Raw genomic sequence first — 22,147 nt, forward strand, 5'->3', positions numbered from 1 at the left:
CGAAGGGGTGCCCGTTCCTCGTACGGCCAGCGGCCTACCGGTCCGTGCTCCAACGACGATCCCCCATCCTGAGATAGAGGTATTCGATATCGGCAGGGTTGATCTCGTTGCGTTGCAGCGGGTCGCTGACTGTCTCCACGACCTCGACTGACGGGCGAGCAGTGCTGTACGTCGTCGTTGAGCGCGACAACGAAAGACCTGTCGAGCATTTCCTACCGCCGAGTTCCGTGGAGGGACTCACCTTAAGGGCGATCGCCGAAGCGACGCTAGAACAGCATTCGGCCTGTTGCGTGACAATTCTCAACGAGGGCCGGGACTCCATTTACGAGATTAAACGCCACGCGCCGAAGGCCACGGCGCGCATGAGCGTGTCAAAATTCAGCTTCACCAAATAGGCCGCATACTGCGGCAATGGTTGCCGCAGGGCGAGCCGTGACCCCAAACGAAAAAAGGCGGCCCCGAAGGGCCGCCTTTTCTCATGGGGCGATGATCCGACATCCGGGCCAGACGACCTGCGCCACACCGGCAGCACGGATCAGCTTCTGGCACCAGGCGCACGGCTCGGTGGTGAGGTACAGCGTCGAGCCTTCCGTGTCCTGCCGACCGTCCGCGTACAACAGCGCGTTCGCCTCCGCATGGGTGGCGATGCAGTCGTCATACGGGCTGCCGGCAGGCACCTCGACTGTGGTCTTCCGCCCGCGCGGGCAGGCGCCCGCCAGACATCCGGGCCGCCCTGGCGCCGTGCCGTTGTACCCCGTCGAGCGGACGCGGGAGCCCTTGACCAGCACCGCGCCAACCTGCCGGCGGGTGCAGTCGCCCCGGGCGGCAACCGCCCGTGCGATGTCGAGGAAGTAGGTATCCCAGTCCGGCCGGTCAGGCGACGGCAACGGCCAACCTCGACGGATAGGCGCGCCTGATCTCGCCTGCCTGGTAGGTGGCCCATCCGTCGGTCGGTTCGTCGAGGATCATGATTTTTGTGGTCTTGGCCCCGACCTCGACGATCGACACCCTGAGCATGTATGCAGCGCTGATGCCGGTCGGCATGGCATAGATGGCTTCGAGCCCTGGTCTCAGCTCGACGCCGCGGGCGTCACACAGCATCGGCGACCCCAACGACGGTCAGGTTCTCCGTGGCTACCGTGACTTCCTTCGGCTCGACGGTGCGAAGCCGGTAGAGGTACTGCCGCAGCCTGAGCACGCGGGTTGCCTTCGGCCCGACCTCGACAACCCTTGCCTCCGTGATCCACTGGGCGGAGCCCTGCCGCCCCGGGTAGATGACCAGGGAGCCCCCGACGATCGGCGAGCCTCTCCAGTCGGTCACCTGGTCGTCCGTGGTCACACGGCCACCGCGGCGCGGGTGGTGTTCCGCCATTCGACGAGGGCCAGGCGCACGGCGCCCATGAACGTCGTGCCTTCCGGCAGCGCCGCGCGGTAGACCCATCCGCCGTAGCTCTCCGTCGAGCCGGTCATGACGATGACGTCCCCATGGCGCGTGAGCAGCGCGCAGAACTTCACACCGTCGGCCAGGCCCTCGACGCCTTCGCTGTGGTCGGGGCCGTCGGGCAGGTTGGTGTATTCGAGCTTCATACAGACTCCCAAGATTCGGTAACGGGGATGCCCGCCGCGCGGGCAAGACGTACACAGTTCGAGGTGCCGCGGTTGCCCGCACCACGCTTGTAGAAGGCGAGACAGATATCCGCCCCGCTGGCGACCATCCGGGCGTTGCGCTCCGGCCCTGCGGCCCTTCCACGGGTGTCCCAGTCGGCCGTGAAAACCTCGACGTGGACCTTCGAGCCGAGACGGGTCACCGCCTCCGCCCAATGCCGAGCGAGGAAATCCGCCCCGGTGGGGCAGTCACCCACGACCAGGGTTAGGGGTGTTGGTGCGGTCGCATGCTCTTCGAAGAGGGCCCGATAGACGATGCTCCCGGTGACGATGTCGCGGGAGCCGGTTACAAGGACTCTCAATCCGTCTCGCCTGGCAGGCGGTCAATGACGGTAACCCGGAACGGGAATAGGCCGTTGGTACGCCCCGGGTTCCGCTCGTCGCCGGCAACGTCCGCCTGTGCGGAAATTCGGCCACCCTTAATGCCGATGACCTTGCCGAGTCGGGGCGATGGGTAGTAGCCGCCCGACCAGAGAATCCGGGAACCGATTTCGATCGGCACGCCTCTCCAGTCAAGCATTTCCGCCCCCATTGTCGTTGTCGGTCATGTCCTGGTAGAGAGCCGGGGCGATGGCGCGGAGTTCACGCAGCAGCATTCCGGCAAGGTCCCTGATCTCACGGTCGGCCCCGGGCGCGGCGCGCTTTCGGATGACCTCACGCCAGGAACGATGGTTTCCTGTGACAACGATCCTTGTTTCGGTCATGTTCGGCAGGACAGCCCGCGCGGCTGACCGCGCCTTTTTCCGGGTCCATCCATGCTCGACGGTGAGGCGATCAACGATCGTCTCGTAGGAATCCAGTGCGCCCCGGGCTGCGTCGTTCAGGATTACAAGAACCTCCCTGTCTTCGATATCCCGAAGATCGGGCGGAACGATCACGAACGCTTCCGACTCGTCTACATATCGCTGAGACTGGACGGAGAACGACAGATGTCTGTGCCTGGTCAGTTCGGTGAGAAGGGAACGGCTGACCGATGTCAGCCGGAACGTCACTGTCGCGTGCTCGAAGACGCTTTCATGGCCCTGGTCGATCAGGTGGCCGATGTACCCATGGTTCGTGCGCCCTGCCGGATTGGTCCAGGACTGGTAACACTCGCGTCCGGCGAACTCCGTCAGTAGGTGAGCGTCCGGAAGGCTCGCCAGTGTGCGCAGGCCTTCGGCTCGTACCGCCTCGAAGAATCCGGGCGTGACCACGGTGTGAGCGATGATCGTAGCTTTCAAACCGTCCCTCTCAGATCGGGCAGGCGCCGGAGGCGCAATTCTCATCGAAACCGTCATCCACAGCCTTGAACGTGGCAGCCTCGTACTCTTCCGCCGTGATCCGTTCGTAGGGCGCCTGCGCCCGCGAACCGTCGAGCATGACCGTTGTGCCCTTCAAACTCCGAAGGGCAGGCGCCATGGTGTCGATGAATTCGCGGACACGGTCCGGGGCTGGCAGTACGTTGGAATGTCCAAGGGCAAGCGCGATGCCCTGCTCGCGGTCCGGCTCGACGTTAACCGTGAAACTCACTGCGTTATCGGCGAAACATTCCTGAACCATGGCCTGCACGGAGAGCATGTCATGCAGGCTGATTTCGTTCGCCGCCTCGACGATGGACGGGTCACCGCCTGCGGCGATGACTTCGGCGACCAGGGGGTCACGGGTTGGGATGGAAACGACCAGCGTTCGGGGGCTGTAGATGCACGGCTCGACGGTGTGGCCGGCGTCGTGCAGCGCCTCGACTTCCGCAGCCTCCCGGGGGTCGTCGAGGCCGTAGCGGATGCGCCTGACGAATTCCCGGGCGTAGATGGGATGCCACCCTTCGCTGCGTCCGGGCAGTTTCGCCACGGTTCCCGTGGGTGCCACGGTGGTGCATTTGACGGGCTCCGGGATTCGCAGGGCGAAGGCGTATTCACGTGCCTCGGCCCGTACCGTGTCCTGCATTGCCCGAAGGAAGTGCCGTGTCGGGTAGTCCTGCCAGGATTTCGAGTAGCGAATGCCTCGCTTGACCAACCAGCCCTGGGCGCCGAAGTGCCCGACACCGATTCGCCGGTTACGTGCCACCACTTCGGCCTGCGCCTTCGAGGTGATGTCACCGAACGTCGCCCTGATCAGGAATCGGGTCATGAGCCGGTGCGCTTCGAGGCACGCCGCGTGGTCGTAGAACCCCTGTTTGTCGACGAACGCGTCAAGGTTGACATGGCCCAAATTGCAGTTTTCCCACGCTTCGAGCGCGATTTCCCCGCAAGGGTTGGTGGCGATCACTTCGCCTACCTCGCCATGGGCGGACAGGGAGGAATTCCAGAGCCCCGGCTCACCGTTGGTCAGCATGCCGGTAACGACCTGTTCCAGGACGGCCATAGCTTCGATCCGTCGAGGGTGGAAGTCGTCATTCACCGCAGCCACAAAATCGTCGTCGATCTCGACGGATATATTCGTGGTCCAGTGCGCCCCCGGATCGCTCTTGCAGGCGATGAACTCGCGAATGTGTGGGTCTTGCCAGTGAACGATGGACATGCGCGCGGAGCGCCGGACGTTGCCGCTCACAACACATTCGGCTATCGCCTGGTCAATCTCCATCGCGTCCAGAGGTTCAATGGCGCCGAAGCCCTCCACGGCGCAGCCCGACAAGATTTCGGCCGTGCGTAGAAGCATTCGCGCCAGCGGTGCCGGCCCGGAGGCCGTGCCACCGAACGCCTTAATGGGCGCCCCGCGGAAGCGGATGCGGGAGACGTCCACGACGATGGGACCGGCCTGGCCCCCGGCAAGGTGGTGGTTTAGCTCAGCTCGGCGGAGGACGAGCGCTAGCGCGTCCGCCCATCCCTCCCGGGAGTCCTCCACGTCGACATCTGCCACGGCGTCCGCCGTGAAGACCGTAGACAGAAGGCCACCGTCTCGCAGCTCCGCATAGTCAGGATGCGCGTCGTTGCACACAACGTGAACCTCAACGGGCGACACGATGCTGTATCGGCAGGTAAAGCGGCTGGAGTAGTTTGCCCCTACGCCCCCGCCTTCAGCCAAGCGAAGATACGTAAACACGAAATGCTCGGCGAGATCGCTGACCCATCCGGACACATGGCAGTTGAAAAGATACTGCCGGCCCGGAACCCCGGACATTTTCAGATGCCGACCTGCCGGAAGAATCTTGAAGGTGTAGATCAGGCTGTGGATCCTATCCGCCTCTTGCCGGATCTCCCGGGGCCACTTCTCAGGCTCGCCGTAGACGAGCATCAGGTTTCCCGTTACGACGCGGGAAACGGTGGCCTCCCAGTCTTCATGTCCGCCGGTCGGCAACGGTCGGCTGTAGGTTCTCCTGTAGACCTCCGGCCCGGTGGGCCCCCATTTCGGGTCGCTCAAATCTGGCTCCTGTTCAGCAGTTCGGTGAGCGCGTCAACCGCGCGCTGATGCCTTCGCTGTGCTGCCTTGTCGCCGAATTCCCCGCCTTCGAGGTGTCGGGCGACCAGGGCCCGACGGTTGGAGTCGGACAGGCGCGGCCAGACACGGGCGATGTCGAGGACACCTGCCAGGGCTTCGCCCTGCCCGTTGCCGGGGATGACCGACTCGCCCCCTTCGGGGATCGGCGCGTCTGACCACCTGGTGACGTCTTCGAAGAACACCGGCAGCAACGCCCGGACGTGATCAGGGAGGTACACCCACCGGTCGGTTCTCATGAGACGCTGCCGCCGTTCGCCGGAGCAGTACCGTTCGGCAGCTCGACGCATGATGACGTTGATCAGGTTGGTGTCGTCCCAATCGATCCGGTCGCGGTGCTCCCACAGGTAGGCCATGACGGTCTGCGCCACGTCGTCCGCGCTGACCACGCCGGGGTTCGCCCTGGCGAACACGACACCTAGGGCGGCAGCCTTCGGCCCGTAGTAGGCAGTCCATTCGTCCGCCTCGACGGGCGGCGTGTAGTTCAGGCGGCGCAACAGGTTCTCTTCCGTGGCCGATGACCAGGTGCGGGCGTCGAGGTACTCCGGCGAGTCGAGGGTGATCACGCGCGCCTTCCTGCTCGACGCGCGGCGCGCTGCGCCTTCCCCTTCGCCCTGCGTCGGGCGCGTTCCTCCGGGCTGACCGTGCCCGTGTAAACGGGCCTGCCCTGAATCAGACGGAGGAAGAAATAGGCGGACCACCGTTTCCGCTCAGCTAGCGTGACCGTCATTTTCAACCCCAATCAGTCGGTCGAACTCGGAAAAGTCAGGCGCCGGATATTCGACGCCCTGAACCAGGATTGAGCCGTCAGGGTGGATCGGATATACTTCCGGCGCTGACCGGCCGGTGTCGTCGAGGTGCAGCAAGCCGAAGCCGAGTTGCCAGTTGGCGCTACCAAATCCGACGTAACTGGCCTTACTCAGGTCGGACAGGTGGCCGCATTCCATGCCAGTCAGGGACTGCTGACGGTCCCGGTAGCCCCGGGACTCGGTGACGACCGCCAGGCGGTGTGTGTGGCCCTGCACGACCGATGCGCCGAACTGGCGAACCATCTTCAAAGCCGACCCGCCCCCGTAGGCGGCTATCTTGTCGCCGTGGATCGCCACCCAACCGTCACCGAGCCTGTAGGGCTGATGCCGGTAGGAGATTTCGAGGTCTTCGAAGTTCAGCAGGGCTTCGAGCTGCAAGGAGCGGAGTTCCCGAAGGGCGGGCGCGTACTGGGCCAGGTAGCGGCGTATCCGCGCTTCGTGGTTGCCCTCGACGAAATCGATCGGCCCACCATAACCCGCGCGGATGTTTTCGAGGATTTTTACCCCGGTGTCACAGTCTGCCTGTAGGTCTGTCTGGTATTCCTCTGCCAGGCCCCGGCTCCAACGGGCCGGGCCTTTCATGTCGAGAAAATCGCCGAGAATCAGAAGTCGATCGGGGTTGAACTCTGCCGCGAACGCGGTCAGGTTCTCGACAGCGGCTGTGTGCTGGTCAGGGACGTGTGTGTCAGGCCAGCACAGGATGGTGCGCCACCTAGGCAATCTGGCGAATTACCTTCGGCTGACTGTCGTTCTCGATCAGCACCTTGAAAAGGTGGTGACTCGCAGCGTGGTAGACGATGATTCCCTCGGGCCGGTTGTATCCGGGGACTGCCCGGCTACCCGTGGATTCCAGGTCCCACAGGGCGTCGTCGATGACGCCGGTGTCGAAGGTGCCGCCGCTGTCGAGCACGGGCACCAGGCCGACGCAGGCGGGCAGCGTCTCGCCGGACCACCGGCCGACGTTGAACAGGGAGAATCGGCGTTCGTCGAGGCCGTAGCCTCGCTGGATGCCCTTGCCCCACCATTCGCCGTAGTGGTTGCCCGATCCCAGCTTGGACAGCTCGAAGGCGTTGGCCAGGGCCCACGCGGCGAACCCGTAGTTGTCGTTCTCCGGAGTGATCCAGCGCTTCCGCGAGCCTGCCCGCACTTCCCAGAGAACCCCGTCACGGGAAGTGAACGCCGAGTTGGTCACCGTCTCCCAATGCGTGCGTCCCTCGTCTTCGGGCTCGGATGCGCCCATGGCGCAGATACTGACCAGGGCGTTGGTGCCGTCAATCTTCTCCGTGATCACCATCTCGCGGAAAAGGCGGGGGGTCTTCGGCCAGGCCGGAAAGGAATCGGGGCCACTGCTCACGTACTGCTCTCCTTCGCTTTTGGTCTTGCGCGTCGAGGTAGGTTCCTGCTATCGCGATTCCCCCGAAGAACGCGATCATCACTGCTGAGACGATGAGAAAGGCGGTCACGGCTCGACGCCTGGCCACTCCCCGGACAAGACCAGGGCGAGGATCGCGCCGTACCCTGCGATGTCCTGCGCCGTGTCGTAAAGGCTCTCGAAGGCAGGCTCACCAGGCCGTGTGATCAGGTTCGCTGCCCGGTGCAGCTCCGCCGTGGCGGCGTCAGATTCCAATGCCTAGCCTTTCGCAGAGTGCCTCGCCGCCTTCGCGGAGCACGAACGTTGTCGGATCGTCCTTCTCTTCCGGGAGGCGGACCACGACCAGGCCGCTGATTGCCTCCGTGAGGGTTTTCACCAGTTTCTCGCCTGGCCGTTCACCGCTTCGCGGGTTGACCGGGTCGTGGTCGGGAATCAGGTAGACGTCGAGGCCTGCGAAGCATCGGGCCATGTACGCCTTCCAGGTATCGACCCCGGGAATCCCAACGGCTGGGATGCCGGTTTCCTGCTGTGTAACAATGGCGTCTAGCTCGCCTTCGACGATCGCCACCGTGCCAGCGGCGTAGGCCAGGGTTCCGGCGTTGTAAAGCCGCGGTGCCGCCCCGGGCAGGCCCCGGTACTTCGGCGTGTCTGTGGCACTCAGGCCAGGCATCGCCCGGAACTTGAAACCAACAACACCGGTTGGTGTCACGTAGGGGATTGCCAGGCGGCCCCGGACGTCCTCATGACCCGTCAAGGGCTCGGCGACGAATCCCAGCCTGAAAAATTGTGCGCTGTCCCCGGTGATCCCCCGGAGCGTCAAGTATTCGTGAACCAGGGGTTCTGCCCGTAGCGCCTCCTGGTAGGTCTGGCACGCCTGCTCCAACGACCTCCTGTATGAAGCGTCTGGCACTAGGGAAATCGAGTCCCTCCCTCCACATCACCAGGTTGTAGGCGTCGCCCTTCACACATCCTGAGTGGCATTTGAATGCGTTCTCGGTGAGGTTGACGGAGGCGGAGGGTAGACGATCCTCATGGAACGGGCATTTCATTTTCGCCCACCCCCCGCGCTCCGGTACTGTCCCGTCGTAAAATTCGAGGACTGCCCGAATGTCGGGCTTATCGCTCACCGCTCAATGTGCAGCTCGAAGTCGTGATACTCGCTGGCGGCAGCCTGGCGGAAGCGGAGGACCGCGCCGGGGGGCGCCTCGTCGACAAGTCGCTTCAGTTCGTCACGAGAGATACTGTCCCCGATGTCGAACAGAATTCCCTCGACGGGCGGAGGCGACTGATAGGAGAGTCGAGCCATGACGGTTTCCTTCCCTTAGCTGACGTGGTAGCCGCGTAGATCTCTCACGATCTCGCGGAATTGGTCGAGTTCCATCACTACATAGGCTTGTTCGACGGTCTTCCGTCGAGCCTTGACGACGGCAGCGTAATAGCGCGTATTAGCGTTCTCGCGCTCCCTCTTGGCCTCCGCCATATAACCGGCAAGCCTGATCTTCTCTTCGTCTTTGCATTCGATGACGAAACCGGTAACGCCGCGAATGTCACCCTGATCGAGGCGCCCATGCACATCCCCGTTGCGTTCGATGTCCTCCGGCCTGGCAGCCCCGAAGTCCCGGAAGTTCTCTCGCAGGTAGTCCCGGACCGCGGACTCCCATCGGGTGCCGCGAATCTTGCTCGGGTGGCTCACGTGGCCGGTACCAGCTCAGTCATCAGGCGCTGTGACATGGCGACCGCGAATGCCGCCGGCTCCGGGGTTCGCCACGCGCCGTTCTGCGCTGCTGCGGCCAGGGCCTGAGCGATCCACACAGCCTCATCCTGGGAAAGAACCAGGGTGGTCGTGACTACCCGGTCGACACGGATGTCAGCCAAGGTCGGCCGCGTGAAGGTCGATGCCGCCTGTGAGCCGTCCGAGCGGGTCAAGTTCGTCGACGATCCGGATCGCGGTGGCGTCGTCGGCCCTGCTGAGCCAATCCCGACCGTAGGCCTTCGAGGTGAGGCGCAGCAGGAATCGGAGTTCGTCACGGGTGAACTCGACGGTGATGGTTTCGTTGTCAATGATTCGAGGCATGAGCCTCCCCTTCTACTCAAATTCGATGTCGGTTCCGCAGTCCGTACAGACGGTGTCGTCGGCCGGAACGTGCCCGCCTCCCGCCTCACCCTTCGAGACACACCGGGGGCACGGCTTACAGAGAGGCATTCCCATCTGCGCGAATTCCGGGTCTTCGCAGATGTAACAACCGTCCCGGTGCACTTCCGGTGCGGTGGTGTGGCCGTCTCGCATCATGGCGAGTTCGGCTGCCCTGGCGAGGCGGACCCCTTCGCGTTCCATGATTCCGCGAAGGTCCCACTCGGCGGGGGCGATCATCTCGACGAAAGAGACCATCTCAGGCGACGTCATGCGGCTAGCCTCTCCGGGGGGTTCTGTTGCTCGATCCAGTCTGTGAGGCGGATTCCCTGCGCGATGCGGTCAGCGTGGGTAGATCTGTAGGCGTCGATCTGTGGGATGGCTAGTCCAGAATCTGGCCTGTAGTACCCCTCGATCACGTTGCAGTCGCGGCAGAGAATCCCCCGGACGCAGATTCCGCAACCGCTCGCCAGGGGATGGCATGCGTGGTCGTGATCGACACCGCGCCCCCGCCCGGTAACATCCGACAGGTCTAGTTGGCAGACGGCGCAGCTATACCCTTGCCAGGCTAGAATGGTCTCGAAATCGTGATCCGTGAGGCCGTATTTACGCCAGGATGGAATCTTGCGGCGCAGTTCTCGCGCACATTCCTGGCAGTAGGTCTGGAGGCCGTCAGGGTTTCTCGCGTTTCGATGGAACTCGGCGCCCTTCTTCCGCTTCTTACACCTCGTGCAGGCCTTCTCTCCGGCGCTCATGTCAGCCTCCCCGTCCTCAAATCCCAGCTAAGGAACGCCTGATATCGGCCTGATGGGTCGGCTTTACCTCCCCGGTTCTTCACGATCGCCACGCCCATTTTTGGAAACAGTTCGTCCCCGGCACGCCACAGGGTCAGCACCTGCTCAGGGACCTTCGAGACCTTCCCTCGAAGGCCGGACAGCGGCACAGGGTCTGTTCCGGTTTCAAACTCGCCGGTCACGTGGTGCAGGACGATGATCAGCGCGCCGGTTTTCCGGGCCAAGTCGTGCAGGTAGTCGAGACCTTTTTCGAGGGCTGACCATCGTTCCGCCTCGCCGGTGTAGATGTTGGAAAGGTTGTCGACCACGATGATTTCCGGCCAGGCTCCCCAAATCTGGGCGTAGGCTAGAAGTTCATCGTCGATGTCCTCTGTGCTGGGATTTGCATCGTAGTGCCATTGGATTGCGTCCGCACCTAGGTATTGGCGGTATCCGTGCGGCTCTCGCGCGATGTCTTCGAGGGCCAGGCCGGAGTGCAGCGCGACCAGGCGGCAATACTGGGTGTAGGCGTCGGTGTCCGCGCTGAAATACAGGGTGCGCAGCCTCGACGCGAACACCAGGTTGAGCGCGAACGGGCTTTTGCCGACGTTGGGGGCTGACGCCACCAACACCATCTGGCCTAGCCGCAGGGTGAGCCCAGAGGCTGTGAGGGCCGGGAAAACGGCAGGCACCGGAGTGCCCGCCGTCCCTGACGTCCGCAGGCCCCGGAGCGCCGTTACCGGCACGGACGCCTACCGTCGAGGCGGGTAGACCGGGGAGCAGCCGGAGCCCTGCGGACAGATGCCCTGCACGTACGCCTGGCCGTTCTTCGAGCTGACGCCGGTCGCGATCGACCGGGGCCCGTGCATGTTGCAGTGGAGCGCACCAGCGGGGAAGCGGGCGGCATGCTCGGCGTAGGCGGGGTTGTCCGGGCGGAAGATCTGCCGGCCCGAAGGCGCCTGCGGCGCCTGCTGCTGGGCCGGGTACGTCTGTGCCTGCGGCTGTGCCTGCGGGGCGCCCACGGGCGCCTGCGGGTTGATCAGGGGGCCCAACAACAGGGTCGCCTTGTACATCTCGTTTGCGCCTGCCAGGGCGGTTGCAACCTCCGCAGAGGTGACCGCCTCCGAGAGCGCGCGGAGTTCCTCGGGCGTGTCCGCCCGGATGGTCAGCATGGGTCCGCGGTCGGACATGCTGAGTTGAACCTTATAGCTGTCGGTCAGGTCGGCCCTTTCATTTGGAAGATCGGACAGTGCATTTTGACGTCACAGGCGCGGCAATGCTCGCCAGGGTTCGCAAGAAAGACACCTTCGGCGAGTGCGGTTTCGAGCGCCTGAAACTCGGCGTGCATGACCTCCGGCGTGTAGCCGGACAGCGGGATGGGTGGTGTGGCGGCTCCCTTCTTTGCCATGTAGTAGTCACCTTCGGTCACGACCTCACCGAAGAGGGCTTCGACGGCTAAGCCGTAGATTCCCAGCTGCCGGTTGCCAACTGGTTCTTTGGCCCCGGTCTTGTGATCGCGGACGCGGACGCTGCCCGCCCGCGTGACGTAGACCAGGTCAACCGCACCGACCAGGCGGACGACGGCGGTTTCCGTCTCCCACAGGGGCAGGACGAACGGCACCTCGACGGCCGGTGAGCCGTCCGGGAGTTCGTAGACCTCGACGGGGCTGGTCAGGGTCGCGTCGATGTAGGCCCTGATCATGTCCGGGCCCTGTGCGCGCCTGCGCTCAATGTCCGCCTCGACGCCACCGCGGCCACCGTAGAGCCAGAGGTGACGCGGGTAGGTGGTGCGCTGTTCGATGGCCAGCAACTCGCGGTCGAACTCGGCAATGAAGACGTCAACGGCAGCGTCAGGGGGCATGCCGCCGGATGTCTCGTACAGCTCGACGGTGCGGTGAAAGGCTAGGCCGGTGGCGAGCCACGGCGCCGGTAGGCGCTCGACGCGGTCAATGCGATGTAGCCGGTATTTCAGGCCGCACTGCGCCCACTCACTGAGCTGTGAGTACGACCGCGTGATGATCGTGCGTTCCTCGGTGACGTGCACCCCCTTACCCGGTGGGCGTCAAAGCCGGTGATCCCCTCGAAGGTCTGATGACAGGTGGCACAGTGGCATCGGGCTAGCCCGGTCCACCGGGCGTCACATCCGCCGCAGGTGGCGTACTGCCTGGCCTCACTGCCGGGTCGGCACTGGTCGTGCCATCGGCGCCGTACGGCGCCCTTGCTCGTCTCCAGGTCGTTGCCGCAAACCTCACAGGCTCCTGCCGGGGCGGTCGGTACCGCCTCGACGGATGTGGGTTTCTCTGTGCACTGCGGATGGGCGGTACGGGGCCGCCCGGGGCGCCCTGTGGGTGCTATCGGCTCATGGCAGATTCGGCAGGGGCGACCGTAGGGGTTGGTGTTTGCGCTGATCGCAATGCCTCCGGGTCAAGATAGGTCCGGATGACGAACCCGTCGGAAGATTCTTTGAGTACCGCTTCGAGCCCCACCGGCACCATGGTCAGGATTGCCCGAACAAAATGCCGTGGTAGGTCGTCGAGATAGCGCAGGACACAGAAGGCCCCGTCTCGGCACAGTTCCCAGATGCCTTCGACGCCGTCGATCAGTTCCGGCATGTCGCGCATGGAAAACCCCCGGCGGTCCCTTTGAGTTGGCTGTGTAACGCTAGCCCGGGGCAGGGGTAAGGCATATGGCCTTAGAACAACGGATACACAAACACGCTATGCATTAGCGCTCTGCGGCGTAGCTAGGCTGCGCTCCGCAGTTCCGCCCGGATGCGCTCGACGGTCCTAGACGACAGGCCGGTTTCGCGGGCTACATCAACATTCCGCAGGCCGGAGCGCAGAAGGTCCACGGCCCGTGCACGCAGGGGCCGCAGGCGGCTAACGGGCGCGCCTCCGGCAGGCTCTCCGCCCCATACGCCATATTCCTCGGTGGCTCCGACTCTTCGGCAGGCCTCGAAGGCGAAGCATCCCGAGTTGCACAGGGCGATGGCCTCCGCCTCCCGGGAGGGGTCAAACATCAAATCCCACTGTCCCGCGCAGGGCGCCTCCGGCATTTTCGATCTCTCCTGTCTGTGGGCGTTCCCGCTGACAAGAGATATCAAACTACACCTTCAGGGTGCCCGCAACGACGTTTGGCGGCACCCTGCCGGGACCGGAGAAATGATGCTTAGGCGACCTGACGTGATGCGCTCCGTGAGCGGAGCTTCTTTGGAGGCATCCTGACCAAATCCTCACCGGGCCCACGCGAAACGTAGGCGAATCCGCCTCGCTGCGGCGACGCGGGATTCGGCGGGACATCGGGGTGGTAATAGACCACCAGGTCGCCATCTCGCAAATCTTCTAGCCAGGCGTCGACCGCCTGATTTATCCGCGCATCCAATTTCTGCCCCCGGAGGCGCTTGGAATACTCGCGGAGCATTGTTGCGGCGTAGACGTGTTGGTGGTCCATCTTCATTCGCCAGGGGAGAACCTGCGCCCGTGGTGCCGTCTCGCCCATGGCTGCAAGGCGTTTGTTCACCGCACCCCGACTGACGTCGTACTTTTCGGCAATTTCGGCAATCGTCATGCCGGCTCGACGGTGTGCGCGGAGTATCGCGTCCGTGGGCAGCTTCGGCAAGGCTGGCATGTGTCGAGGGTAGCGCGCCGCATGATCGGTGCCAAAGTCCCCTTTTGTGTGCGCCACGTCACACGGTCGTGATCTATACGGGGAGTGACATGGACCGGTCGCGCCCCCTAAGATCACGTCAGCGGAAGCGCTGACCGGCTCGACGGGTCAGGGCCTGGTACGAGGCTTGATCCGGGTCTCAGGCAGGGGTGGCGCAGGCAGCCACGCTGGGCCGCCTACATAGCCCCTGACCTGCCCAAACCGGTCCGATTGGGCCTGCCACTCCGCGTGAAACGCCACGATCTCGTCATGACTACGAGCGATGAAGTTCCACCACATGACGATGTCCTCGTTGAAGGGTTCCCCACCGATCAGTACGACCCGTGCCGGGTCGCTGCCGGGGTTGCCCAATGTCAGGCTCGCCGCACCCGCGGCGAGGTACCCCAGCTCGCCAGCCGCGACCCGCTGTCCACCCGCGCCCGTGCCCGCGTCGGCGCCCGCGGTCACCTCGACGTCACCGGTGTCCACCAGGACGCCGTGCTCGTAGCCGGGGCTGACGGGCAACGTCAGCCGGGAATGCGGTGGGAGCACGAGCTCGGCGCCGAGAAGCGGCGAGAACGTGCGTACCGGTGACCGCTCGCCGGCGAGCTCGCCCAGGAAGACCCGTGCCGTCGCGCCGTCGAGGTCCACGACCGGCGGAACGTGGTGCTGGAAGTCGCGGGGGGCGTCGCGGTGCGCGTCGGGCAGCGCGACCCAGAGCTGCACCCCGTGCAGGATCGTCGTCCCCGGGGCGGTCACCTCGGAATGGCAGATGCCGTGCCCGCCCGTCATCAGGTTCACCTCGCCGGGGCGGACGAACGCGTGGGTCCCCAGGCTGTCGCGGTGCTCCAGGGCTCCGGCGAACAGCCAGCTCACCGTCTGCAGCCCGGTGTGCGGATGCGGCGGCACATCCATGCCGCCGCCCGCCGAGACGTCATGCGGACCGTAGTGGTCGACAAAGCACCAGGCGCCGATCATCGAGCGGCTGTGGCGGGGCAGGGTGCGCCGCACCGTCATCGCGTCGGCTCCGCCAAGCGGGACGTCGTGCGGGGAGATGATCTCCACGACCTGCCCCGAGTGCTCGTCGGCCCGGCACCGGATCTCGGCGGAAACCGTTTCCACATTGCTCACAGCGCACCGTCACCCTGGTCGGCCAGCATCTGAACCGAGCCTTTTCCGTCGTCGGTCACGAGCTGTAGCAACAGTGCCCGACAACCGTGAGATGGAAAAGGTTCACTGCACAACCTATTGCGACGATGCCCGTGTTCCACCAGTTCCGGTGCCGGATCCGAGATCGGAAGGATCCTGAGCCCTGAGCCCTGAGCCCTGAGCCCTGAGCCCTGCGCGCGGTCGCCGGCGCCTACTCGAACGCGGCCGCGGCCTCCCGCATCACCCGGACGAGTGTCTCGAGATCGTCCGGACCCGGCTCACCGGAGGTGTAGGTCACGCTGCGCAGCTGGCCGGTGTAGCGGAACGTCCGGTGCCGCTCGTGGACGGGCCAGGAGACCGGGGAGCGGCGGTCCACGCCGACGCTGATCCCCTGGAACGGCGCCATGCCGATCAGCTGGTGGACGCTGGCGAGCCGCGCCGTCTCGACTCCGTCGACGAGGACCCGCCACTCCCAGCGCAGGCCCGCCTGCGCCGCCACCGCGATGCGAACGGCATGCACACCCTCATCCAGCGGCCCGGCGTCCACCTCGTGCAGCGTGCCGTACTCGTTGTAGGCGAGGTGAAGCCGGCCGTCCTCCACGTAGACGCTGTAACCGCCTCCCTGGTCACCGTGCGAGACGAGCACACCCGTGTCGTCCGTGGCGTGCCAGGTCAGGTCGATGTCGATGTCGAAGGACCGGAACGTGATCAGTTTGGCGGACCGGTACCGCTCAAGCTCCGGCGTGCCGGCCAGCAGGGTGACCGGGCGGCGCAGGCGCTCCTCGGCCGGGTTGCGGATGGCCAGGCCGCCGCTCGCGTCGGTGAGCGGGAAGACGCCGTTGCGCCAGGCGGCGTCCTCCCAGGCGGCCGCCAGCGCCCTGACGACATCGGGGTGCTCGGCGGAGATGTCGTCGATCTCGGTCGGATCCGCGGCCAGGTTGTACAACGCCCATTCACCGTCGTCGTACGGCGTGCCGAACCGGTGCAGGGTGACCAGCTTCCAGCCATCCCGGTAGTAACTGCGGTTACCGGTCATCTCACAGTACTGTTCACTGTGGGTGCTGCCCGTGTTCTGGTCTGTCAGAACGGGTACGAAACTGACCCCGTCGAGTTCCTGGACGACCTGCCCGTGGCGCTGTTCAGGCCGTTTCACCCCGGCCAGCTCGAGCAGCGTGGGCGCGATGTCGGTGACGTACTGGTACTGCGCCCGGATGCCGTCGTCCTCCCCGGTCCGACGCAGGCCGGCCGGCCAGGAAAGCACGAAGGGAACCCGCACCCCGCCGGCGTGGGTCTGGCCCTTGTAAAGCCGGAACGGGGTGTTCGACGCCATTCCCCAGCCGCGGGGATAGTGCACCAGGCTCTGCGGCCCACCAATGAGATCGATCTCGCGCTCGACGTCGGGATTCCAGTCGGCGGGAAGCAGCGGGTAGTGAACGAAACGGCTGAAGTAGCTGCGGGTGCCCTCCGGGCCGCCTTCGCCGGTCCCGCCGTTGTCCGAGGTGAACAGGATGATGGTGTTGTCCAGCTCCCCGAGGGCTTCCAGGGTGTCCACCAGGCGGCCGAGGTTCTGGTCGACATTGTCGACCATCGCGGCGTACACCTCCATGTACCGGGCGTACAGGCGCTGTTCTTCCGGGGAGAGGTCAGCCCATGCGCCGACCTCGAATCCGGCCTCGAAGTTGCGGCGTGGCAGTCGGGTGCCCGGCGGGAACAGACCGGCGTCGAGCTGCCGGCCGAACCGGCTCTCCCGCAGTTCGTCCCAGCCGTCGGCGTACCGGCCGCGGTGCCGTTCGAGATCCTCCGCCTTCGCCTGCAACGGGCCGTGAACCGCGTTGTGCGCGAGGTAAAGGAAGAAAGGCTTGTCCGGGTCGTGCGCCCGCAGCGACTTCACCATCGAGATCGCCTCGTCGGTGATCGCGTCGGTGTAGTAGTAGTCGTCCGGCAGCTCGTCGATGTCGAGCGGGCTGTTGTCCCGGACCAGCTGATGCGGGTGAAACAGGCTGGTCAGCCCTTCGAGGACGCCGTAGTAGCGCTCGAAGCCCTTCTGCAGCGGCCAGTTGCGCCGGTCGTCGGCGGCGTTCGAGGCGGAATCCCTCGTCAGGTGCCACTTGCCGACCGCGTAGGTGGCATACCCGCCGTCGTGGAGAATCTCTGCCAGGGTGGGGATGTCGTCGGCGATCTCCATGCCGTAGCCCGGGAAGCCGGGGTCGGCGTTGGCAACCAGCGAATAGCCCACACGGTGCGGATTCAGGCCGGTGAGCAGGGCGGCTCGGGCCGGCGAGCACAGCGGCATGGTGTGGTAGTTCGTCAGCCGCACCCCGCGCTCGGCGAGCCGGTCCAGCACGGGGGTGGGAATCTCCGAGCCGAACGGGCCGATGTCGCTGTAGCCCAGATCGTCGACGAGCACCACGACGATGTTGGGTGCCCCGGGCGCGGGTGTCTCCCGCGGTGCCCAGGCCGGCTCCGACTGGCCCATCGTGCGTCCGATCCGGCCCGGGAAGTTGGCATACGGATCGCGGCGCCGCGGCGTGCCGACCGGCGTCGCCGCAGGCGTGCCCGTGCCCGTGCCCGCGGGCTGCAGGCCCGCGTCCGTGCCCGCTTCCGCATTCGTGGACTGCGCGTCCGGCCTGGCGTTCTCACCCGGGGCCTGATCGGACATACGGCTGTTCCTCGTTTCGTCGGGTACGCAGTCTGCGATGCGATGCGGGCGGAAAATGGCGCGCCAGATCTCCACGTGACGTGAGGTGCCCGCCCGCGCAGGAAAACGCCTACTTAGCTGAGAAAGAAGATCCGCACTGGGCGGATTGGTCTCGCTGGAGAATCAGCGAGCCGGTGTCAGGGACGACACAGACAGCCGGTGACGTGAAAATGCTCCACCGTGCACCGCGCGGACGACGTCACCTCGATCACGTTTACCACTATCTTGGTAGACAAGTGGCCTGTCAAGCGGGCCGATTGATCCGGGGAGGGAGAAGTCTGACCTGTCACCTGTGGTAGTCGATGAGTTACTCGGTCGCTTCTCGGGATTCCGCTACACGCTCCCTACCGTCATGATCCTCAGATTGCTCGGCAGTGGCAGTGGCAGTGGCAGTGGCTCGAGGCCACCCATCGAGGATCCCGCACCGCCGCGTAGCACCGGCAACTCACCTCAAGATGGGTAAAAGGGGTGCGGGTCGCCTGGCGACCCGCAAGGAGCGAGGCTTTTGGTCGTCGGAACGACCAAAAGTCTTCACTCTTGCGACTCTCCAAGCCGGGCCACCGGGGCTACCGGGGCCACCGGGCTCTCGGGCTCTCGGAGGTTCGGCCGTGTTCGTGGGGTGCGAGCCTCCCCGCCCACCAGCGATCTTGATCGGGGTCAATCTGCGACAGGCTCTCTGGCTCTGGCGACCACGATCCGCAGGTCTTGCTCGGCAGCAGCCCGAAGCTCGGGATTCTGCTACACCGGGACGACGTGCATCCTTCACCGGTGACATCCCCGCCGGTCTCGAAGGCCGGCGCAGCTACTCGATCGACGAGCGCATGCCGGGCTCCGACAGGCGGCCCTGCTCGAGGTGCAGCCAGCGGTTCACGCCGATCCGAGCCAGGAACCGTTCGTCATGGCTGACCACCATGAACGCGCCCTGGTAGGCGTTCAGTGCGCCCTCGAGCTGGCCGATGCTCACCAGATCGAGGTTGTTGGTCGGCTCGTCGAGCAGCAGCAGGTGCGGCGCCGGCTCGCCGAACAGGACACAGGCCAGCGTGGCCCGCAGCCGTTCCCCGCCGGACAGCGCCCCTACCGGCCGGTCGGCACCGCCGGCGCGGAACCGGAAGCGTGCCAGCAGGTGCATGCGCTCCGACGGCGGCATCTCCGGGGCGGACGCGGCCAGGTTCTCCGCGACGGTGCGGTCGAGGTCGAGCAGGTCGAGCCGCTGGGAGAGGTACGCGACCCGGCCGTCAGCCGTCCTGATCCGGCCGCCGGAGGGCTGGGCCTGTCCGCCGACCAATCGTAGAAGCGTGGACTTACCTGACCCGTTCGGGCCGGTCAACGCGATGCGTTCCGGACCCCGGATCGTCAGATCAACGCCACCGCCGTCAACGCCGCCCCCGCCCCCGCTCCCGACCTCGCCCCCGCCGCCGCCGGTGCCGGCCGCGACGAAGACGGCCTTCTCGCCGTACCGGACCTGCAGGCCTTCGCCGGCGAACACCGTCCGCCCGGCAGGCACACGGGTGGCGGGCAGGTCGAGCACGATCGGCCGGTCGTCGCGCAGCGCCTCCTCGGCGCGGTCCAACCTGGCCTGCGCCTGCCCGACCCGCTCGGTGTGGGCTTCCTGGGCCCGTCCCGCCGACTCCTGCGCCCGCCGCTTCAAGCCCCCGGCGACGATCTTCGGAATACCGGCGTCGGACAGGTTCCGCGCGGCGTTGCCGGCCCGGCGCGCCGCCCGTTCCCGGGCCTGCTGCCTGTCCCGCTTCTCCCGCCGCAGCTCCTGCTCGGCACCGCGGACCTCACGTTCGGCAGCGGCCTGACGCAGCTGGACGGCCTCCTCGTAGGCGGTGAAGTTTCCGCCGTACGACCGGACGTCGCCGCGGTCGAGCTCGACGATGCGATCCATCCGGTCCAGCAGGGCACGGTCGTGGCTGACCAGCAGCAGGCAGCCGGCCCAGGCGTCGACGACGTCGTACAGCCGGCGGCGCGCGGCGAGGTCCAGGTTGTTGGTGGGTTCGTCGAGCAGCAGTACGTCCGGACGTCTCAGCAGCTGCGCGACCAGGCCGACAGCCACGATCTGGCCACCGCTGAGCGTGCGCAGCGACTGGTCGAAGGTCAGCGCGCCGAGGCCCAGTCGATCGAGTTCGGCGTGAGTGCGCTCCTCGACGTCCCAGTCGTTGCCGATCGTGGTGAAGTTCTCCTCGCTGGCGTCACCGGCCTCCACGGCGCGCAGCGCACGGATCACCGGGGCGACCCCGAGGACCTCGGCCACCGTCAGGGTGTCCGTCCGGTGGTCGGCCAGCGGAAGGAACTGCGGCAGGTAGCCGAGCAGGCCGGCGACGGTCACGCTGCCGGCGGTCGGCAGCAGCTCGCCGGAGATCAGGCGGAGCAGCGTGCTCTTGCCGGCCCCGTTCGGGGCGACGAGCCCGGTGCGACCGGCGCCGGCGGTGAGGGAGAGGCCCTGGAAGACGGGGGTGTCGTCCGGCCAGGAGAAGGACAGGTTGGAACAGACGACGCCTGCGTCGGCTACGACGGACATGCGGAAGAAGACCTCGGCTCATGGTGTGACATGGCTGCCCGCATGGCACGCCTGCGCGCATGGCGCGGCTGCTCAGCGGCAGAAGGCAGGACGACTCGTCGGCCCGGGCGGTGCCGCTGTCGCGCACCGGCAGGCAGGCCGAACATCACCGGGGTCAGCCGGAGATGTCGTCGTCGCCCTCCATGTCGCCTCCATCGAGCTGGGGAGTCTGCCCGGACACGATAGCCCGCCTCGCCGGGCCACGGAAACCGGTTTTCGGCCGGGGCCCGCTGGCCCGGTTTCCGGCGAGGGCTGTTCCTTAAGTTTCGCTTGTGAAACGGACCGCTGGTCCGTACCGTAGCCGTGCATCCCGGCCGGGAGATTCGGCCGTCTGACCCGCCGGCCGCCCGCCTGCCCGACCCGTCCAGCTGCCCAGCCGTCCGACCGGCTGTCCCGCTGTCCGGATGCCGGGGGGCGGCCCGGCGGAAGAGATGAAGCCGACGGCCTGGACGGCACGACGGTCACCTACCGTGAGATGGGGGATACATACATGCAGGAGCTGGCGACCATGCCTGGGTCCAGCGGCGGAACGGGGCAGCGGCGGTCACCGCGACGGCGCGTGGGAGTGCGCCTGGCGGCGTTAGGAGCGTTAGGTGCCCTGTCCGCGAGCCTCCTGCTCGGGGCCTGCGGCGGCGACGAGGACACCGACAGCGCGGCGCCGGCTGACACCGCGGCGGCGGCGCAGGCGCTCGGGCCGGTGGCCCAGGCCAAGGGCGAGCCGGTCAAGATCGGCGTGATCTCGGACGGCCATAGCCCCGCCGCGGACCTGTCCTACGAGTTCAAGGTCGCCGACGCGACCGTCCAGTACCTCAACGAGCACCGCTCCGGCGTCGCGGGCCGGCCCATCGAGATCGTGCAGTGCGAGGCACAGGCCGACCCGGCCAAGGCCACCGACTGCGCGAACCAGATGATCGAGAAGAACGTCGTCGCCGTCGTCGTCGGTTCGTCCGGCGCCGGGGAGCAGATCTGGGAGCCGCTGCACGCCGCGCATGTGCCGGTGATGTTCTACACCGCGAACGGCGCCGGCTCGCTGGGCGACCCCGAGTCGACCTTCATCCTGAGTGACCAGTTCTTCCCACTGATCACGCTGCCGGTCAAGGTCGCCAAGGACGCGGGCGCCAAGAAGGTCACGGTTGTCGCGATCGACCTGCCGGTCACCACCGGCCTCTACCAGGTGACCAGGCCCATCTTCGAGAAGCAGGGCGTCGCGCTCGACGTCGTCCAGATCCCGGCCGGCACCGCCGACATGACGCCGCAGATGCAGCGCATCGTCGACGGCGACCCCGGGATCGTGCAGGTCGTCGGCAGCGACGCCTTCTGCATCAGCGCGTTCAACGGGCTGCGTGCCGTCGGGTACGACGGCCCCCTCGCGGCCATCGCGCACTGCATCACGGACGCGACCCGCGCCGCTGTGCCCGGCGACTTCCTCAAGGGCATGACGATCACCGCGACCGCCCCGATCGGCTCGGACGACCCGGCGATCGCCGTCTTCGAGGCCGTGGTCGACACCTACGGCAAGGACAAGGGCATCGACGTCACCGAGGCCGGCGCGGCCGCGATGTTCATCACCCTGTCGGCCTTCCAGACCGGGCTTGAGGGCCTGACCGGCGACATCACGCCGGCTACCGTCACCGCCGCCCTCAAGGGCATGCCGGAGAAGGACCTGCCGGGAGTGACCGGGCTGCGGTTCCGCTGCAACGGCAAGGCCTACCGGGACAGCCCGGCCGAATGTGCCCGCGGTGGTCTGCTGACGACGCTGGACGACAAGGGCAAGCCCACCACCTACAAGGCGGTCGGCGTTACCCCGATCGAGGACTGAGGTGAGCGCGCCGGCGCCGACGTCGGTGGGGTGAACCCGGACCGCCCTGCTCGACTGGATGATCAGCAACCCCGTCGCCGGCGCGACGTACCCCGCCTTTGACTTTCCTGGT

The 22,147-nt window shown here is 66.1% G+C and carries 27 protein-coding genes and 1 pseudogene; 2 read left to right on the forward strand and 26 right to left on the reverse strand.

Translation table 11 applies throughout. The features are described from left to right. Window positions 1-161 precede the first annotated feature (161 nt). Window positions 162-395, forward strand: coding sequence for a hypothetical protein (locus FREUN1FDRAFT_RS43350; RefSeq protein ID WP_006538216.1), 234 nt, complete (start codon window positions 162-164; stop codon window positions 393-395). 81 nt (window positions 396-476) lie between these two features. On the opposite strand, the gene FREUN1FDRAFT_RS01815 is transcribed toward FREUN1FDRAFT_RS43350, so the two are convergent. The 26 genes and pseudogenes from FREUN1FDRAFT_RS01815 to FREUN1FDRAFT_RS01930 form a co-directional block, all read right to left on the reverse strand. Beyond that, window positions 477-887, reverse strand: a complete 411-nt coding sequence (locus tag FREUN1FDRAFT_RS01815) for a deaminase (RefSeq protein WP_006538217.1) — start codon at window positions 885-887, stop codon at window positions 477-479. Then, a complete protein-coding gene (locus FREUN1FDRAFT_RS01820) occupies window positions 874-1,101 on the reverse strand; it encodes a hypothetical protein (protein ID WP_006538218.1) in 228 nt (75 codons plus the stop codon). Before FREUN1FDRAFT_RS01820 ends, FREUN1FDRAFT_RS01815 begins: the two co-directional genes overlap by 14 nt. Further along, on the reverse strand, window positions 1,091-1,339 hold the full coding sequence (locus FREUN1FDRAFT_RS01825) for a hypothetical protein (RefSeq protein ID WP_006538219.1): 249 nt from the start codon (window positions 1,337-1,339) through the stop codon (window positions 1,091-1,093). Before FREUN1FDRAFT_RS01825 ends, FREUN1FDRAFT_RS01820 begins: the two co-directional genes overlap by 11 nt. After that, entirely contained in the window at window positions 1,336-1,587 is a 252-nt protein-coding gene (locus tag FREUN1FDRAFT_RS01830) for a hypothetical protein (protein WP_006538220.1), read from the reverse strand. The genes FREUN1FDRAFT_RS01825 and FREUN1FDRAFT_RS01830 overlap by 4 nt, the downstream gene beginning before the upstream one ends. Continuing rightward, a complete protein-coding gene (locus tag FREUN1FDRAFT_RS40905) occupies window positions 1,584-1,967 on the reverse strand; it encodes an SLOG family protein (RefSeq protein ID WP_006538221.1) in 384 nt (127 codons plus the stop codon). Before FREUN1FDRAFT_RS40905 ends, FREUN1FDRAFT_RS01830 begins: the two co-directional genes overlap by 4 nt. Further along, the gene (locus tag FREUN1FDRAFT_RS43355; RefSeq protein ID WP_157474200.1) at window positions 1,964-2,167 is read right to left on the reverse strand and encodes a hypothetical protein; all 204 of its coding nucleotides are present in this window, start codon (window positions 2,165-2,167) and stop codon (window positions 1,964-1,966) included. Before FREUN1FDRAFT_RS43355 ends, FREUN1FDRAFT_RS40905 begins: the two co-directional genes overlap by 4 nt. Before the next feature lie 10 nt (window positions 2,168-2,177). Then, window positions 2,178-2,858, reverse strand: a complete 681-nt coding sequence (gene thyX, locus FREUN1FDRAFT_RS01840; RefSeq protein ID WP_050795707.1) for an FAD-dependent thymidylate synthase — start codon at window positions 2,856-2,858, stop codon at window positions 2,178-2,180. Between the two features lie 37 nt (window positions 2,859-2,895). Next, window positions 2,896-5,001, reverse strand: coding sequence for a ribonucleoside-triphosphate reductase, adenosylcobalamin-dependent (gene nrdJ, locus FREUN1FDRAFT_RS01845; protein WP_006538224.1), 2,106 nt, complete (start codon window positions 4,999-5,001; stop codon window positions 2,896-2,898). After that, window positions 4,998-5,777 (reverse strand): hypothetical protein, encoded by a 780-nt coding sequence (locus tag FREUN1FDRAFT_RS01850; protein WP_157474201.1) that lies wholly within the window; start codon window positions 5,775-5,777, stop codon window positions 4,998-5,000. Before FREUN1FDRAFT_RS01850 ends, nrdJ begins: the two co-directional genes overlap by 4 nt. Before the next feature lie 9 nt (window positions 5,778-5,786). Continuing rightward, window positions 5,787-6,605, reverse strand: a complete 819-nt coding sequence (locus FREUN1FDRAFT_RS01855; RefSeq protein WP_006538226.1) for a hypothetical protein — start codon at window positions 6,603-6,605, stop codon at window positions 5,787-5,789. Then, on the reverse strand, window positions 6,598-7,239 hold the full coding sequence (locus tag FREUN1FDRAFT_RS01860) for an RNA ligase family protein (protein WP_006538227.1): 642 nt from the start codon (window positions 7,237-7,239) through the stop codon (window positions 6,598-6,600). Before FREUN1FDRAFT_RS01860 ends, FREUN1FDRAFT_RS01855 begins: the two co-directional genes overlap by 8 nt. A 105-nt stretch (window positions 7,240-7,344) precedes the next feature. Then, a complete protein-coding gene (locus FREUN1FDRAFT_RS43360; protein ID WP_006538228.1) occupies window positions 7,345-7,512 on the reverse strand; it encodes a hypothetical protein in 168 nt (55 codons plus the stop codon). Further along, on the reverse strand, window positions 7,502-8,140 hold the full coding sequence (locus FREUN1FDRAFT_RS39380; protein WP_006538229.1) for a hypothetical protein: 639 nt from the start codon (window positions 8,138-8,140) through the stop codon (window positions 7,502-7,504). The genes FREUN1FDRAFT_RS43360 and FREUN1FDRAFT_RS39380 overlap by 11 nt, the downstream gene beginning before the upstream one ends. Window positions 8,141-8,198: 58 nt before the next feature. After that, window positions 8,199-8,306: pseudogene (locus FREUN1FDRAFT_RS47850) on the reverse strand (CHC2 zinc finger domain-containing protein); the annotation flags it as partial. 74 nt (window positions 8,307-8,380) lie between these two features. Further along, window positions 8,381-8,563: a hypothetical protein gene (locus FREUN1FDRAFT_RS01875; protein ID WP_006538230.1), complete on the reverse strand. Its 183-nt coding sequence runs from the start codon at window positions 8,561-8,563 to the stop codon at window positions 8,381-8,383. Between the two features lie 15 nt (window positions 8,564-8,578). Continuing rightward, entirely contained in the window at window positions 8,579-8,950 is a 372-nt protein-coding gene (locus tag FREUN1FDRAFT_RS01880) for a hypothetical protein (protein WP_006538231.1), read from the reverse strand. Between the two features lie 174 nt (window positions 8,951-9,124). After that, window positions 9,125-9,331: a hypothetical protein gene (locus tag FREUN1FDRAFT_RS01890; protein ID WP_006538233.1), complete on the reverse strand. Its 207-nt coding sequence runs from the start codon at window positions 9,329-9,331 to the stop codon at window positions 9,125-9,127. Between the two features lie 326 nt (window positions 9,332-9,657). Beyond that, window positions 9,658-10,143, reverse strand: coding sequence for a Recombination endonuclease VII (locus FREUN1FDRAFT_RS40915; protein ID WP_006538235.1), 486 nt, complete (start codon window positions 10,141-10,143; stop codon window positions 9,658-9,660). Beyond that, complete coding sequence (locus FREUN1FDRAFT_RS01905) at window positions 10,140-10,907, reverse strand: AAA family ATPase (RefSeq protein WP_006538236.1); 768 nt, start codon at window positions 10,905-10,907, stop codon at window positions 10,140-10,142. The genes FREUN1FDRAFT_RS40915 and FREUN1FDRAFT_RS01905 overlap by 4 nt, the downstream gene beginning before the upstream one ends. Window positions 10,908-10,913: 6 nt before the next feature. Then, window positions 10,914-11,351: a hypothetical protein gene (locus tag FREUN1FDRAFT_RS01910; protein WP_006538237.1), complete on the reverse strand. Its 438-nt coding sequence runs from the start codon at window positions 11,349-11,351 to the stop codon at window positions 10,914-10,916. Between the two features lie 26 nt (window positions 11,352-11,377). After that, window positions 11,378-12,205, reverse strand: a complete 828-nt coding sequence (locus tag FREUN1FDRAFT_RS01915; protein ID WP_006538238.1) for a PD-(D/E)XK nuclease family protein — start codon at window positions 12,203-12,205, stop codon at window positions 11,378-11,380. 307 nt (window positions 12,206-12,512) lie between these two features. Continuing rightward, window positions 12,513-12,782 (reverse strand): hypothetical protein, encoded by a 270-nt coding sequence (locus FREUN1FDRAFT_RS43365; RefSeq protein ID WP_006538239.1) that lies wholly within the window; start codon window positions 12,780-12,782, stop codon window positions 12,513-12,515. 547 nt (window positions 12,783-13,329) lie between these two features. Next, entirely contained in the window at window positions 13,330-13,728 is a 399-nt protein-coding gene (locus tag FREUN1FDRAFT_RS43375; protein WP_006538241.1) for a hypothetical protein, read from the reverse strand. A 207-nt stretch (window positions 13,729-13,935) separates the two neighbouring features. Next, a complete protein-coding gene (locus FREUN1FDRAFT_RS01920) occupies window positions 13,936-14,937 on the reverse strand; it encodes a pirin family protein (protein ID WP_035948763.1) in 1,002 nt (333 codons plus the stop codon). Window positions 14,938-15,166: 229 nt separating this feature from the next. Further along, on the reverse strand, window positions 15,167-17,431 hold the full coding sequence (locus tag FREUN1FDRAFT_RS01925; RefSeq protein WP_369809767.1) for an arylsulfatase: 2,265 nt from the start codon (window positions 17,429-17,431) through the stop codon (window positions 15,167-15,169). Between the two features lie 1,024 nt (window positions 17,432-18,455). Continuing rightward, a complete protein-coding gene (locus FREUN1FDRAFT_RS01930) occupies window positions 18,456-20,177 on the reverse strand; it encodes an ABC-F family ATP-binding cassette domain-containing protein (RefSeq protein WP_006538244.1) in 1,722 nt (573 codons plus the stop codon). A gap of 547 nt (window positions 20,178-20,724) precedes the next feature. On the opposite strand from FREUN1FDRAFT_RS01930, the gene FREUN1FDRAFT_RS01935 reads away from it, so the two are divergent. Then, window positions 20,725-22,035: an ABC transporter substrate-binding protein gene (locus FREUN1FDRAFT_RS01935; RefSeq protein ID WP_006538245.1), complete on the forward strand. Its 1,311-nt coding sequence runs from the start codon at window positions 20,725-20,727 to the stop codon at window positions 22,033-22,035. Window positions 22,036-22,147: the final 112 nt, after the last annotated feature.

Source organism: Parafrankia sp. EUN1f (assembly GCF_000177675.1).
Lineage (GTDB): Bacteria > Actinomycetota > Actinomycetes > Frankiales > Frankiaceae > Parafrankia.

What these genes read in the sequence shown, in the direction of transcription:
- FREUN1FDRAFT_RS01820 (WP_006538218.1), bottom strand. Translation starts at nt 1,101, where the DNA reads ATGCTGTGTGACGCCCGCGGCGTCGAGCTGAGACCAGGGCTCGAAGCC.
- FREUN1FDRAFT_RS01830 (WP_006538220.1), bottom strand. Translation starts at nt 1,587, where the DNA reads ATGAAGCTCGAATACACCAACCTGCCCGACGGCCCCGACCACAGCGAA.
- FREUN1FDRAFT_RS01875 (WP_006538230.1), bottom strand. Translation starts at nt 8,563, where the DNA reads ATGGCTCGACTCTCCTATCAGTCGCCTCCGCCCGTCGAGGGAATTCTG.
- FREUN1FDRAFT_RS01890 (WP_006538233.1), bottom strand. Translation starts at nt 9,331, where the DNA reads ATGCCTCGAATCATTGACAACGAAACCATCACCGTCGAGTTCACCCGT.
- FREUN1FDRAFT_RS40915 (WP_006538235.1), bottom strand. Translation starts at nt 10,143, where the DNA reads ATGAGCGCCGGAGAGAAGGCCTGCACGAGGTGTAAGAAGCGGAAGAAG.
- FREUN1FDRAFT_RS01910 (WP_006538237.1), bottom strand. Translation starts at nt 11,351, where the DNA reads ATGTCCGACCGCGGACCCATGCTGACCATCCGGGCGGACACGCCCGAG.
- FREUN1FDRAFT_RS43365 (WP_006538239.1), bottom strand. Translation starts at nt 12,782, where the DNA reads ATGCGCGACATGCCGGAACTGATCGACGGCGTCGAAGGCATCTGGGAA.
- FREUN1FDRAFT_RS43375 (WP_006538241.1), bottom strand. Translation starts at nt 13,728, where the DNA reads ATGACGATTGCCGAAATTGCCGAAAAGTACGACGTCAGTCGGGGTGCG.
- FREUN1FDRAFT_RS01925 (WP_369809767.1), bottom strand. Translation starts at nt 17,431, where the DNA reads ATGGGCCAGTCGGAGCCGGCCTGGGCACCGCGGGAGACACCCGCGCCC.
- FREUN1FDRAFT_RS01930 (WP_006538244.1), bottom strand. Translation starts at nt 20,177, where the DNA reads ATGTCCGTCGTAGCCGACGCAGGCGTCGTCTGTTCCAACCTGTCCTTC.
- FREUN1FDRAFT_RS01935 (WP_006538245.1), top strand. Translation starts at nt 20,725, where the DNA reads ATGCCTGGGTCCAGCGGCGGAACGGGGCAGCGGCGGTCACCGCGACGG.